The 13034-nt window shown below is 64.1% G+C and carries 15 protein-coding genes and 1 tRNA gene; 8 read left to right on the forward strand and 8 right to left on the reverse strand.

What is annotated here, in order from left to right; genetic code table 11:
- Nucleotides 1-34 precede the first annotated feature (34 nt).
- Both ACSQ3L_RS16470 and ilvC read left to right on the forward strand, forming a co-directional pair.
- Complete coding sequence (locus ACSQ3L_RS16470; RefSeq protein ID WP_436160914.1) at nt 35-688, forward strand: TetR/AcrR family transcriptional regulator; 654 nt, start codon at nt 35-37, stop codon at nt 686-688.
- 25 nt (nt 689-713) lie between these two features.
- Nucleotides 714-1733: a ketol-acid reductoisomerase gene (gene ilvC / locus ACSQ3L_RS16475; protein WP_436160915.1), complete on the forward strand. Its 1020-nt coding sequence runs from the start codon at nt 714-716 to the stop codon at nt 1731-1733.
- An 80-nt stretch (nt 1734-1813) separates the two neighbouring features.
- Here ilvC and ACSQ3L_RS16480 read toward each other — a convergent pair whose 3' ends face one another.
- A complete protein-coding gene (locus ACSQ3L_RS16480; RefSeq protein ID WP_436160916.1) occupies nt 1814-2398 on the reverse strand; it encodes a BA14K family protein in 585 nt (194 codons plus the stop codon).
- 189 nt (nt 2399-2587) lie between these two features.
- On the opposite strand from ACSQ3L_RS16480, the gene ACSQ3L_RS16485 reads away from it, so the two are divergent.
- Nucleotides 2588-3700, forward strand: coding sequence for an endonuclease/exonuclease/phosphatase family protein (locus tag ACSQ3L_RS16485; RefSeq protein WP_436160917.1), 1113 nt, complete (start codon nt 2588-2590; stop codon nt 3698-3700).
- A 7-nt stretch (nt 3701-3707) separates the two neighbouring features.
- On the forward strand, nt 3708-4424 hold the full coding sequence (locus ACSQ3L_RS16490; protein WP_436160918.1) for a hypothetical protein: 717 nt from the start codon (nt 3708-3710) through the stop codon (nt 4422-4424).
- Here the strand turns inward: ACSQ3L_RS16490 and ACSQ3L_RS16495 are convergent.
- On the reverse strand, nt 4421-4663 hold the full coding sequence (locus ACSQ3L_RS16495) for a hypothetical protein (protein WP_436160919.1): 243 nt from the start codon (nt 4661-4663) through the stop codon (nt 4421-4423). The two genes, ACSQ3L_RS16490 and ACSQ3L_RS16495, sit on opposite strands and share 4 nt — an antisense overlap.
- Before the next feature lie 170 nt (nt 4664-4833).
- Here ACSQ3L_RS16495 and ACSQ3L_RS16500 point away from each other — a divergent pair, with 170 nt between their 5' ends.
- Together ACSQ3L_RS16500 and ACSQ3L_RS16505 are read left to right on the forward strand one after the other, a co-directional pair.
- Nucleotides 4834-5196: an ArsR/SmtB family transcription factor gene (locus tag ACSQ3L_RS16500; RefSeq protein WP_436160920.1), complete on the forward strand. Its 363-nt coding sequence runs from the start codon at nt 4834-4836 to the stop codon at nt 5194-5196.
- Nucleotides 5177-5698 carry an SRPBCC family protein gene (locus ACSQ3L_RS16505; protein WP_436160921.1) on the forward strand — a complete coding sequence of 174 codons (522 nt, stop codon included), beginning with the start codon at nt 5177-5179 and terminating at the stop codon, nt 5696-5698. Before ACSQ3L_RS16500 ends, ACSQ3L_RS16505 begins: the two co-directional genes overlap by 20 nt.
- Nucleotides 5699-5816: 118 nt before the next feature.
- Here the strand turns inward: ACSQ3L_RS16505 and ACSQ3L_RS16510 are convergent, their stop codons facing one another.
- Genes ACSQ3L_RS16510 through ACSQ3L_RS16520 form a run of 3 tightly spaced genes read right to left on the reverse strand, consistent with a single transcriptional unit; the run spans nt 5817 to nt 9038 of the window.
- The gene (locus ACSQ3L_RS16510) at nt 5817-7034 is read right to left on the reverse strand and encodes an ABC transporter permease (protein WP_436160922.1); all 1218 of its coding nucleotides are present in this window, start codon (nt 7032-7034) and stop codon (nt 5817-5819) included.
- Nucleotides 7031-7741, reverse strand: a complete 711-nt coding sequence (locus tag ACSQ3L_RS16515) for an ABC transporter ATP-binding protein (protein WP_436160923.1) — start codon at nt 7739-7741, stop codon at nt 7031-7033. Before ACSQ3L_RS16515 ends, ACSQ3L_RS16510 begins: the two co-directional genes overlap by 4 nt.
- Nucleotides 7742-7745: 4 nt before the next feature.
- On the reverse strand, nt 7746-9038 hold the full coding sequence (locus ACSQ3L_RS16520) for an efflux RND transporter periplasmic adaptor subunit (RefSeq protein ID WP_436160924.1): 1293 nt from the start codon (nt 9036-9038) through the stop codon (nt 7746-7748).
- A gap of 102 nt (nt 9039-9140) precedes the next feature.
- On the opposite strand from ACSQ3L_RS16520, the gene ACSQ3L_RS16525 reads away from it, so the two are divergent.
- On the forward strand, nt 9141-10049 hold the full coding sequence (locus ACSQ3L_RS16525) for a PhzF family phenazine biosynthesis protein (protein WP_436160925.1): 909 nt from the start codon (nt 9141-9143) through the stop codon (nt 10047-10049).
- Nucleotides 10050-10406: 357 nt separating this feature from the next.
- Nucleotides 10407-10482: transfer RNA gene (locus ACSQ3L_RS16530), tRNA-Lys, on the forward strand.
- Between the two features lie 140 nt (nt 10483-10622).
- Here the strand turns inward: ACSQ3L_RS16530 and ACSQ3L_RS16535 are convergent.
- From ACSQ3L_RS16535 to cobS, 3 genes are all read right to left on the reverse strand, one after another.
- Nucleotides 10623-10934, reverse strand: a complete 312-nt coding sequence (locus ACSQ3L_RS16535; RefSeq protein ID WP_436160926.1) for a hypothetical protein — start codon at nt 10932-10934, stop codon at nt 10623-10625.
- A gap of 256 nt (nt 10935-11190) precedes the next feature.
- Nucleotides 11191-12201: a nicotinate-nucleotide--dimethylbenzimidazole phosphoribosyltransferase gene (gene cobT / locus ACSQ3L_RS16540; protein ID WP_436160927.1), complete on the reverse strand. Its 1011-nt coding sequence runs from the start codon at nt 12199-12201 to the stop codon at nt 11191-11193.
- A gap of 53 nt (nt 12202-12254) precedes the next feature.
- Complete coding sequence (gene cobS / locus ACSQ3L_RS16545; RefSeq protein ID WP_436160928.1) at nt 12255-13031, reverse strand: adenosylcobinamide-GDP ribazoletransferase; 777 nt, start codon at nt 13029-13031, stop codon at nt 12255-12257.
- Nucleotides 13032-13034: the final 3 nt, after the last annotated feature.

Consider the following 13034-nt stretch of genomic DNA (forward strand, 5'->3'; position numbering starts at 1 on the left):
ATGACCGGCCAGCCTTGCCTTTCGAGAGAAGAGCGTGTTGCACAGCGTGCCCGAAATCGACACCAGCGAAGCGCTGACGGAGCGGCAGAAGGCCGTGCTCGACGCGGCGTTGCGGCTGCTGGTCGAGGAGGGCGATCAACTGACCATGACCGCCGTGGCGCGCCGCGCCAGCTGCTCCAAGGAAACGCTCTACAAATGGTTCGGCGACCGCGACGGGCTGCTGACGGCGACGGTGCAATGGCAGGCTTCGAAAGTGCGGGTGGCGCAGGTCGATGGCAAGGGGCTCGATCTGGCCTCCCTGACGGCAAGCCTTGAACGTTTTGCCTCGGACTGGCTCCGGGTGATCTCCAGCGACACCTCGATCGCGCTCAACCGGGTGGCGGTTGGCCATGCCGGGTCTGGCAAGGACAATCTCGGCGCCGTCGTGCTGGAGAATGGCCGCTTTGCGCTGGCCAAGCGGCTGAAGCCCATGCTTGAGGCTGGTCATCGGGCCGGGCTGCTCGATTTTTCGGATGCCGAGACGGCATTCCGCACCTTTTTCGGGCTGGTCGCCCGCGATGTGCAGATCCGTCTGCTGCTTGGCGACCGGCTGGAATTGACTGAGGCGGCGATCGGCGGCGATGCCGCGCGCGCGACGCAGCAGTTTCTAGCTCTTTTCGGAGCAAAAACCGGGCCGCAGGGCCTCTGATTCATAAAACGGGAAGGAAGACAAAATGCGCGTTTATTACGATCGTGATGCCGATCTCAATCTGATCAAGGGCAAGAAGGTCGCCATCATCGGCTATGGCAGCCAGGGCAGGGCGCATGCGCTCAACCTTAAGGATTCCGGCGCCAAGGAGATCGCCATCGGTCTCAAGGCCGGCTCGGCGACCGCCAAGAAGGTCGAGGCCGACGGGCTCAAGGTGATGAGCGTGGCGGATGCCGCCAAATGGGCCGACCTGATGATGATGGCGACGCCGGACGAATTGCAGGCCGACATCTATAAGAACGAGATCGCGCCGAACATCCGTGACGGCGCGGCAATTGCCTTCGCGCACGGCCTCAACGTGCATTTCGGCCTGATCGAGCCGAAATCGACGGTCGACGTCGTTATGATCGCCCCGAAGGGTCCCGGCCACACGGTGCGCGGCGAATACCAGAAGGGCGGCGGCGTGCCGTGCCTGGTAGCCGTCAACCAGGACGCGTCGGGCAATGCGCTCGATCTGGCGCTGTCCTACGCCTGCGGCGTCGGCGGCGGCCGTTCGGGCATCATCGAGACCAATTTCCGCGAGGAATGCGAGACCGATCTGTTCGGCGAGCAGGTCGTGCTGTGCGGCGGTCTGGTCGAACTGATCCGCGCCGGCTTCGAGACGCTGGTGGAAGCCGGCTACGCGCCCGAAATGGCCTATTTCGAGTGCCTGCACGAGGTCAAGCTGATCGTCGACCTGATCTATGAAGGCGGCATCGCCAACATGAACTACTCGATCTCGAACACCGCCGAATGGGGCGAATATGTTTCGGGTCCGCGCATCATCACCGCCGAGACCAAGGCCGAGATGAAGCGGGTGCTGAAGGACATCCAGACCGGCAAGTTCACTTCGGAATGGATGCAGGAATATCGCGCCGGCATGTCGCGCTTCAAGGGCATCCGCCGCAACAATGACAACCACCAGATCGAGGAAGTCGGCGCCAAGCTGCGCGCGATGATGCCGTGGATTTCCAAGAACAAGCTGGTCGACAAGGCTAAGAACTAAGCGCGATCCGCACGACTCGAAAGTCGAACAGACGCAAAAACGGCGCCACGTGGCGCCGTTTTTCATTTCTGAGGCCCTACTCAGCTATAGGGCGACCAGCACTGCTGGCGCGGGCCGCCATAGGGCTGGAACGTGTTGTCCCAGGCGCGATACGACCGGTACCTGTTATAGCACCATTGCACATGAGCATTGGAAACCCGCTGCGTCCGATAGGTGCGGTAATAGCGGCGCGGCGGCGGGGCATCGTAGTAATTGTAGTTGTTGTACATGCTGCCGAGGCCGAGCCCCAGCCCAAGGCCCAAGATAGCGGCTGCTCCATCATCGTAGTGCCGGCGATGATAGTGGCGGCGCCAACGCCAGTCATCGCCGCGGTCCCAGTTTCCGCGATTCCAGTTTCCGCCGTTCCAGTTGCCGCCACCGTCCCAGTGTCTACGGCCGCCGTTCCAGTTGCCCGACCGGCGCCATCTCCAATCGTTGTTGAACTGACGGTCGTTGCCGCCCGCCCATTCGTCGCGGACCGGCGTGACAGTCGGCGCCGCCGTGCTTGTCGGAATAGATAGATTCGGCTGCAGGATTGGTCCGGCGGCGGACGGCGCCGTGATGCCGGAGAAGATACCGAGGGCTATCAGCCCGGATTTGACCGTGGAAGAAAAGAGCGAATTCATTGCACTCTCCAAGAGTTACAGGCCCCGCGCCCACCCGAGGAATGGGGCAACAATGGATCTTTGCATCTGAACGGCGGATGAACGGAAAGGTTCCGTCAACCATGGCGCGAGTGGCGTCAGGATCGATCGATCTCAGTTGGTGGTCCTGCGAGCTTGTTTTCTGCAGAACTTGCGGGCAAAGGTCATGGCATGTCGCTGCGCCTTGCCACCTTCAATGTCGAGAACCTGATGAACAGGTTCGATTTTTCCGGCTATCGCAACCAGCTCAACGAGGATCGCACGCTGGCGCTGTACGACATCCGGAGCGAGGCGGAATACAGGATGCTGGAGCAGGCCCGTGCCATCGCCCAGTCCGACGATACGCGCCAGCTGACGGCGCTGGCCATCGCCGCCACCCGCGCCGACATCATCTGCATGCAGGAAGTCGACAATGTCGAGGCGCTGAAGGCGTTCGAATACGGCTATCTGTTCAAGATGGTGGGGCAGGGCTACCGGCAGAAATACACCACATCGGGCAATGATTCACGCGGCATCGACGTTGCCGTGATGATGCGCAACGAAACCGCGCAGGGCCAGCCGATCGAATTCGTGCGCATGACCAGCCACGCCTACGTCACCTACGAGCAGTTCGGGCTGCACACGCCGGAGCTGGCCGCCCTCGGCAACCAGGCAAATGAGCGCATCTTCCGGCGCGACTGCCTGGAGATCGACATCACCGTGGGCGGCGTGCCGCTGACGCTCTACCTCGTGCACTTCAAGTCGATGGGCTCGCCGCGCAACGGGCTCGACGGGCGCGAGGCGACGATGCCGGTGCGCATTGCCGAGGCACAAGCCGTGCGGCGGATCATCGAGCAGCGTTTCGGTGGGGATCACGCCGCCGACAAACGCTGGGCGATCTGTGGCGACATGAACGATTACCGGCAGCGCGTGAAGGTCGCCGGCGACGCGATCGACGGCTACCGTTTCGAGGTGGTCGACGAGGCCTTGTCCTGCATCAATGTGCTGACGGCCGGCGGCTTTTGCGAGAACGTCGTCGAGCGGCGGCCGGAGATGGACCGCTGGAGTTTCTACCACACGCGCGGACCGGAAGAGCGGCATCTGTGCCAGCTCGACTACATCCTGCTGTCGAAGGGGCTCGCGGCCAGCAACGCGACGGCTGTTCCCGACATCATCCGCAACGGCCAGCCCTGGCGCACTATCTTTCCGCCGGGGCAGGAGGTCGACCGCTTTCCGCGTGCCGGCTGGGACCGGCCGAAGGCATCGGACCATTGCCCGGTGGCCATCACGCTGGACATCGCGTGATACCCGCATGAGTTTCGACCTGCCGCGCAATGTCATCCTGCCCGTCGATGCCGTCGACGTCCGGCTCGACCCTGGCCCGCATCCTTTCTCCAGGGATAATGCAGAGGCGATCACCGAGAACTGGCGGCGCGAAGTCGCCGTTAATCCGGCGCTGTTCGACGGCACGGTGGTGCTGCTGTCGCAACTCGCCTACCGCGACAATTGTCTCGTCGGCCGCTGCCATGCGGTCAACTATTCGACTTTCATGCTGTGGCGCAAACGGCGCGAGAATTCGGGCGCCGAGCATGCCTATGCCCATGCCATGCTTGTGGCCGGCGACAACGCGCTGGTGGCGATCCGCATGGGCTCACACACGGCCAACCCCGGCCGCGTCTATTTCGCCGCCGGCTCGTTCGAGCCGGCCGACTTTCGCGACGGGCTGGTCGATGTCGATTTCAACATGATCCGTGAGGTGCGCGAGGAAACCGGTCTCGACCTGTCAGGTGCGGAACGCGGCAAGCGCTACCACGCCATGTCGACCAACAGCGGCACAGTGATTTTCCGCCGCTACCACGCGGCGGCGCCCGCCGACGAGATCGCCCGGCGCATCTCGGCCTTCGTAGCGGCCGAGACCGAGCCGGAGATCGAGGGGCCGGTGATCATCCGCCATGCCGCCGACCTGCCAGCCGGGCTATCAGCGCACATGAAGCCGCTGATCGAGTGGCATTTTTCGGGCGTCGATTAACGAAGTGTCTTGCTCTGCGCCGCCTTGCGATCATTGCGAGCGGCGACGAGGAACAGGATAAAGCCGATGCCCAGCAAGCCGCCCATCGCCATTCCCATGGTCTGGCCGACGACTGCCTGAAAATCCGATGTGACGCGATCAGGATTGGCCATGCCGTAGCGGGCGAGATACCACCAGATACCTGCAAGGGCTGCCTCGATGATGACCATCGCCAGGATCAGTCGCGCCTTCTTGCTCATGTGCTATTCGCCCCCAACCAGAGATATCTTGCCTTAGGGCCTGGAGATCGCCGAGTCGATCGAATCTGTATCGAGATGATGTCGATTTGGGAGTGGAGGCGGCCGGCAACGCAGCGCGCGCTGGGCCTCCCCTTGCATGCCGCCAATCCGCCTGTTACATACTGAACCACATGGTTCAGTATTACCAAACCCGCTTAGATGCCTCGTTCGCCGCGCTCTCGGACGCCACCCGACGCGGCGTTCTGGAGCAGCTCGGCCGTTCGGACGCTTCGATCACGGAGCTTGCCGAGAAATTCCACATGACCCTCACGGGCATGAAGAAGCACGTCGGCGTTTTGGAGCAGGCGGGGCTCGTCACCACGGAGAAGGTTGGGCGCGTGCGGACCTGCAAGCTCGGCCTACACGGACTGGAGGAAGAGGCGGCATGGATCGAGAGGCACCGCCAGCTCTGGGACGCACGCTTCGACGAGTTGGACAAGGTTGTCGAGGAATTGAAACGGAAGGAGAAAGTCGATGGACGAAAGAAGAGATAGTAGGCCCAGCCCCGTGAAGAACCGCACGACGGTGGAACGGAAGTCCGAGCGTGAGCTCGTCGTTACGCGAACCTTCAACGGCCCGGCACGCATCGTTTTCGAGGCGTGGACCAAGCCCGAGCTGTTCAAGCAGTGGTGGGCGCCGAAGTCGATGGGCATGTTCCTGCGTTCCTGCGAGATGGATGTTCGTGTCGGGGGTAGGTACCGCTTGGTGTTCGGCCACGATGCCTCAAACCCTGACGAGTTCTTCGGTAGGTATATCGAAGTGATACCGCACTCGCGCCTCGTCTGGACCAATGACGAAGGTGGTGACGGTGGACCCGTCACCACGGTGACCTTCGAGGAGAAAGGTGGCAAGACGCTGCTGGTCCTGCACGAACTCTATCCTTCGAAGGAAGCTCTCGACGCTGCCGGCACCGGGGCGGCGGATGCGATGGGCGAGCAGTTCGAGCAGTTGGACGCGCTTCTCGTCACGCTGGGCGCGGGCGAGGGACGGTCATGAAGTCCTCTGCGCATGGAACAGCGTTGACCGGCCTTTGATCGAACGGCGACTGCGTTGTGGGTGTCCGCTAGCATCCAAGGTTGTGGATGGAGGCCGCCGTGGCCGAGCTGGCCTGGGCTTACTCATGCCTAAGCGCGTCGATCGGGTCGAGCCTGGCGCCGCGCAGCGCCGGGAAGAAGCCGAACACCATGCCGATGAGCGCCGAAAAGCCGACGGCGAGCAGGATAACCGCGGGGCTTGGCGCGAAGGGGATGGTCAGCGTCGCCGCGGCGAGGCCGGCCAGCGCCAGGCCGATCAGGATGCCGATGATGCCGCCGAGCAGCGACAGCACCGTGGCCTCGACCAGGAACTGGATCAGGATGTGCTTTTCATGCGCGCCGATGGCGAGCCTGATACCGATCTCGCGGGTGCGCTCGGTGACCGAGACCAGCATGATGTTCATGATGCCGATGCCGCCGACCAGCAGGCTGACGCCGGCAACCGCGCCCAGCATGCCGGTCATGGTGGTGGTGGCGCTGGCCATGGCGTCGGCGATCTGGGTCATGTCGCGGATGGCGAAATCGCTCTCGCGCTCGGGCGTGATGCGCCTGATATCGCGCAAGATGTCCTCGACGCGCGGCTGCAACTCGCTGGTCGGGGTGCGATCGTCGGCGGCGATGTAGATGTTGTCGATGTCGCGGTTGCCGGCGATGCGGCGCTGGTAGGCGTGCAGCGGCATCAGGACGACATTGTCCTGGTCCTGGCCGAAGCCGGTATAGCCCTTCGGTTCGAGCAGGCCGATGATCTTGCAGGAGGTGCGGTTGACGCGGATGATCTCGCCCTCGGGATCGCCGGCACCGAAGAATTGCTGGCGCACGGTCTCGCCTATCAGGCACACGCCGGTACCCGAGCGGGTTTCGGAATCGCTGAACGGCCGGCCGGACACCAGCTTCCAGTCGCGTGCGTCGAGATAGGCGCTGTCGGTGCCGGTGACGCCCGAGATCAGGCTCTCGGTGCCGAAGATGACACGCACCTGCTTCTGCGAGGCCGGCGAAATCGCGCGGGCACCGGTCAGGTGCGCAACCAGGGCCGCCAGGTCCTTTTCGGCCAGTGGGCGCACCACCTGGTCGAGGCCGCCCGGAGCGCCGGGGCCGGCCGGGCGGCCGGAGCGGACGACCAGCAGATTGCTGCCGAGCTTGGAGATGTCGGCCTTGACCTTTTCGGTCGTGCCGGAGCCGATGGTCAGCATGGCAATGACGGCGGCAACGCCGATGACGATGCCAAGCAAGGTCAGGAACGAGCGCAGCACGTTGCGGCGGATCGAGCGAAGCGAGAGGCGGACGGTTTCCCAGATCATTGTGCCGTCTCCAGCCTCTTGGAGTCGGAGGCGACGTGGCCGTCGAGGAATCGAATGGTGCGTTCGGCATAGTCGGCGACGTCGGCCTCATGCGTGACCATGGCGATGGTCAGGCCAAGCTCGGTGTTGAGCCGGGTCAGCAGTTCCATGATCTCGTGCGTGCGTGCGGTGTCGAGATTGCCGGTCGGCTCGTCGGCGACGAGCAGGGTCGGGCGCGTGACGATGGCGCGCGCGATCGCCACGCGCTGCTGCTGGCCGCCGGACAGTTCGGCCGGTGTGTGGTGCTCGCGGCCGACAAGGCCGACCTCCGCCAGAGCCTGCATGGCAAGGTCGCGGCGTTCGCGGGCGGCCACGCCGCGATAGATCAGCGGCAGTTCGACATTTTCAGCCGCCGTGGTGCGGGCCAGCAGATTGTAGCCCTGGAGGACGAAGCCGACATAGAGGTTGCGCAGCATGGCGCGGCGGTTGCGGTCGAGGCGGCCGGCGTCGATGCCCATGAAGGAATAGGTTCCGGCCGTCGACGTGTCGAGGCAGCCGATTATATTCATCGCCGTCGATTTGCCGGAGCCGGACGGCCCCATGATGGCGACGAATTCACTGCGCCGGATGGCGAGATCGACGCCGGCCAGCGCGTGCACCTTGGCCTCGCCCTGGCCATAGCTCTTCCAGACCTTGTCGAAGGTGATGAGGGTCGCGCCCGCAGCCACGGCATCAGCTCCGCTGCTGCGACGCGGTGATAACCTCTGCGCCTTCGTCCAGGCCGGAAATGATCTCGGTCAGTTCGCCATCGGTGGAACCGATCTTGACGTTGACCGGGTGCGGACGCCCATTCTCCAGCACGTAGAGCGTGCGTGAGCCATCGGTGGGCACCGTCGCGGCCTGGCGCTGGCGGTTGCCGCCGGGGCGGCCCATGCGGCCGGTGAACAGGTCGCTCAGGCTCCAGCCGCGCGCGGCCTGCTGCGCCGGGCGATAGCGGAAGGCGGTGGCCGGCACGGTGAGCACGCCCTTGGCCTGCTTGGTGACGACCGAAACGGTGGCGGTCATGCCGGGCCGCAGCAGCAGCTCGTTGTTGTCGACCTCGAGCCGCGCATTGTAGGTGACGACGCCATCGGTGGTGACCGAGGCGTAGGAGATGTCGCGGATCTCGGCATCGAACGGCCGCTCGGGGAAGGCATCGACCGTGAAGCGGGCATGCTGGCCGGATTTGACCGCGCCGATGTCGGCCTCGTCGACCGCCGCCACCAGTTCCATGTTCCTGAGATCGGCGGCGATGATGAACAGCACTGGGGCCTGCAGGGAGGAGGCGACCGTCTGGCCGGGGTCGACCGAACGCGTCAGCACGATGCCGTCGATCGGCGCATAGATGGTGCTGTTGGCAAGGTCGGTCTGCTGCGATTTCAGATCGGCATTGGCGATGGCGAGATTGGCCTCGGCGCTGTCGAGTGCCGCCTTGGAGCGGTCGCGCGTCGCGGTCGCCGCCTCAAGCGACTGGTCGGTCGCCATGCCGCGCCTGGTCAGTGCCGCCGCGCGGATCAGTGCCTTTTCGTTTTCGGCGAGCGTTACCGCGGCGTCCTCGACATTGGCGGACGCCGCCTTGGCGGACGCCTGCGCCCGTTCGATCTGCACCTGGAGTTTCGCGGTGTCGAGTGCCGCCAGCACATCGCCCTTTTTGACCTGCTGGTTCTCCTCGACCGACACCGAACGGATGATACCGGAGAGCTGGCTGGAAATGTCCACCTGGGTGAGCGGCTGCAGCGTGCCGGTCGCCGACACCGCGACGGTGAGGTCGGCCTTGGCGGCAGGCGCTGTGGTGTAGTCGATCTTGGCCGGCGAGCCGGCATACCACTGATAGGCGCCAAGCCCGGCAACGAGCACGATCAGCGCCAGCAGCGCATAGAGCCAGCCACGCCGGCGCGACTTGCGCCGACCCGTCTTGTCGAGCCCGAGCGCCGTCTCGATGGCGGAATCCGATTCCATCTTTGGCAGATTGACAATCTGGTCCACGCTGGACCCCTATAATGCGTAAATGTCCCTATCTGTGCACAGATCAGGCTTACCGGTTCGAATATCAAATTAAATTTCGCCCATGTTGGGATTGAGGCAGGAATGAAAACCCGGAATTACTTACTTTACGATGTGTTTACGACCGAGCGACTGGCGGGCAATCCTTTGGCCATCGTGCTCGACAGCAAGGGATTGGACACGGCCGCGATGCAGGCCATCGCGCGCGAATTCAACCTGTCCGAATCGGTTTTCGTGCTGCCGCCGAGCAATCCGAAGCATAAAAACCGCATTCGCATCTTCACGCCCGACTACGAAATGCCGTTCGCCGGTCATCCCACGGTAGGCGCCGCGATTGCGCTGGCCGAACTGGCGGAAGAGGGCGGCGCCGGCATCTTCGTGCTGGAGGAAAACATCGGCCCGGTGCGGTGCGCCGTCAGCAAGCACGATGGCGCGACCTTTGCCGAGTTCGACCTGGCGAAGCTGCCGGAACCGCTGAAGCTCGAAGCCGACCCGGAGGCGATCGGTGCGGCGCTTGGCCTGACGCCGCATGAGATCGGCTTCGAGAATCACCGCGTCGCGTTCTGGTCGGCGGGCGTGCCTTACGTCACCATCCCGGTTGCCAATCTCGAGGCGGCGGGCCGCATCCGGCTCGACAACCAGGCCTGGTCGGAACTGGCGCCGCGCAAGAGCGAATGGGCCTTCGCCAGCCCCTATGTCTACTGCCGCGAGACGGTGAACCACGACAGCGCCTTCCATGTGCGCATGATCGTGCCCGGCACGCCTTCCTACGAGGATCCGGCGACCGGCTCGGCGGCGGCGGCCTTTGCCGGCGCTATCATGCATTTCGACGCGCCGACCGACGGCACTTCGCAGCTGTGGATCGAGCAGGGGCTGGAGATGGGCCGGCCATCGTGCATCCGCCTCGAACTGACCGTGCAAGGCGGAAAACTGGCCTCGGCGCGCATCGGCGGCAACGCGGTCAAGGTGGCGGAAGGCAGACTGTTCGTCTGATCGCGCATTAATGCATCGAGGAAGACCGTCGCTGTTAGCGATCCTTCACCGCCCCCCTCTGTCCTGCCGGACATCTCCCCCTCAAGTGGGGAGATTGGCCGTAATTTCGGATTTCGCCAACTTCGAATGCAGAAAGAGAGGCGGGACGACGAAGCTTCCGATCTCCCCCCTGGAGGGGGAGATGCCCGGCAGGGCAGAGGGGGGCGCTGTCCCGCCAAGAGAACGTAAGGTTTCGCCCGGCACCAACAGCTAAAAGCGAGGCTCCAAGCGATTTGTCGGGAAATGATTCCGGCAGGGCTGGACAGGACCGATGGTGGCGGCTATATGCCCGCCAACGCCGGTTTTTGCCGGCCGAGTGGGTGCGTAGCTCAGTTGGTAGAGCAGCTGACTCTTAATCAGCGGGTCCACAGTTCAATCCTGTGCGCACCCACCAAATGTCTAACAAAATCAAGTTGTTGGACGAGGTGAGGGACCCTGACGGATACGACCGAAACCCGTATCCGCACGATGCTGCCGAACTGCTCACCCTTTGCTTTGACTCAATCCCGGACGGAAAAGCGTTCCTGAAATGCGCTAGCCGTGGGTCATGCCATTCTCACGGCTGCCAAAATGTCGCGCTGGCGGCGGCCGATCGGTGGTCGGCCCTTGGTCCGATCCACAGCTGACCTCAATGATTCCGACCAGTGCGCGAACAAACTCAACCATATCGTTCGCCGTGATTGCTGCCTTGTCGGGATTTTGTCCTATCTGCTCGGCGGCTTCGCAACATGACCGGCGGATGAGATCGTAGTGTAAGTCCCGTTCATCCTCCGGCAACGCCGCTAGCTTCATGGCTCGGCTATGAATCAACCGCAGCAATTGTTCGAGAGCTGCTCCGACACTCATGCGTTTGCTCCGCATTGGTCGAGCGTCCCGGCGCTTCAGCGCGCGTTGGAACGTCCGATGAGGAGGTGTTTTCCGTCCCCGTACAGAAGGCTGCATCACAGCCGTTAATATATTCTTTATTGCTAATATAGACGCTCGGCTGAGCCGTCCTGCACAAAGGCCGAGCCCGCCCGATGCCGATACGTCTCGAGCAAAAAAGCCGCGCTCCCCGTTAGAGCGTTTCAGGGGCTTCAAAGCGATCCGCGCTTGGGCTGCCTTACTTTTCCGAGACCCCCGCCTCGGCAAAACTTGCCATCCTGGCATGGCACTCCAGCGCCGAGCGGACGATGTTGACGGCGAGGCAGGCGCCGGAGCCTTCGCCGAGCCGCATGCCGAGATCGAGCAGCGGCGGCAGGCCGAGCGCTTCCAGCAGGCCGCGATGGCCTGACTCAGCCGAAACGTGCGCGGCGATGGTGTGGGCGAGGCCGGTCGGGTGCAGTTTTGCCAGCGGGGCCGCCGCGGCCGTGCAGACGAAGCCGTCGAGCAGCACGGGTATGCCCAGATGGCGGGCGGCCAGCGTGGCGCCGAGGATGGCGGCGAGTTCGCGTCCGCCGAGCGCTGCAGCGACGGCAAGCGGATCGGCAAGGGCGGCGGCGTGGCGCTTCAGGCCGGCTTCGATGGCAACCACCTTGCGCTTCAGGCCGGCGTCGTCGACGCCGGTGCCGCGTCCAGTCCATTTTTCGGCACCACCGCCGAACAGGGCGGCCGAAATGGCCGCTGCCGGCGTCGTGTTGCCGATGCCCATTTCACCGAAGCAGATGAGGTCGAGGTCTTTCGTCACCGCGTCATAGCCGGCCGAGACTGCCGCCAGAAACGCCTTCTCGTCCATCGCCGGCATTTGCGTGAAGTCGCCGGTCGGATGGTCGAGATCGAGCGGGATGACGTCGAGGTCGGCGCCGGCCATGCGGGCAAGCTGGTTGATGGCGGCGCCGCCGCCGGCGAAGTTCGCCACCATCTGCACCGTGACCTCGGAAGGATAGGCCGAAACGCCTTGCGCGGTGACGCCATGGTTGCCGGCGAAAACGAAGACTTTTACGCGGTCGAGCTTCGGCATGTCGCGGCCCTGCCAGCGCGCCAGCCATGCGGCGATGGTCTCCAGCCGGCCGAGGCTGCCTTGCGGCTTGGTCAGCGTGTCCTGGCGGCGGGCGACCGCATTGGCCGCGGCATCGCTGCCGGCCGGCAGGTCGATGCAGGCGGAGCGCAATTCACTAAGCGATTTGAAGGGCATGGGGGCAAAGTCTCCGAAAGGGAATCAGGCAAAAAGGGAATCAGGCCAAGGGATTAGGAAAGCGCAACGGATGCGACGAGCAGCACCGCGATTTCGCTCGCCTGCTGCAAGGCGCCGATCGTGTCGCCGGTCTGGCCATCGATCTGGTGGAGGCAAAGGGCACGGAACGCGGCAAATAGCAGGCCAAGCAGGACCAGTGCGAAGACAGCGCCGCCCAGACCGAGCAGGAGAAGCGGGATCGCGCCGAGCACAGCGCCGGCTATGGCGGTTTCCTGCGAGACGGTGCCGGCACCGGCCGACAGGCCGTCGATCCGCGCCGAAGGCAGAAGATGCATGAAGGCGCCGAGCACGCCGCGCGAGGCCGCGTGTGCGGCCAGGAGGGCGAAGAGGGCCTGAGTGGGATCGACGAATTCCGAAAGCGCGCTCCAGCGGATCAGCAGCGACAGGCCCAGCGCCATGGCACCATAGGCGCCGATACGGCTGTCGCGCATGATCTCGAGCTTGCGGCCGCGCGATTTGCCGCCGCCAAAGCCGTCGGCGACGTCGGACAGCCCGTCCTCATGCAGGCAGCCGGTGGTGAGTACGGTTGCCACAAGCGCAAGAGCCGCCGCTGGCCCCATGGCGAGGCCGAACCGTTCCGCCGTGGCAAAGACGATGGCACCGATCAGGCCGACGACGAGGCCGGTAACAGGGGCGGCCCAGATCGCGGCTGCAAGGCTGCGGCCGCGAAAATCGAAGCCGGGCAGCGGCAGCCTGGTGAAGAAGACCAGGCAGAGCGCGATGTCGTCGACGACTTGCCGCGGTGAAAGGACCAGGTTCTTGAACTTCATGCT

Origin of the sequence: Mesorhizobium sp. LjRoot246 (assembly GCF_964254115.1) — a bacterium.
GTDB lineage: Bacteria > Pseudomonadota > Alphaproteobacteria > Rhizobiales > Rhizobiaceae > Mesorhizobium.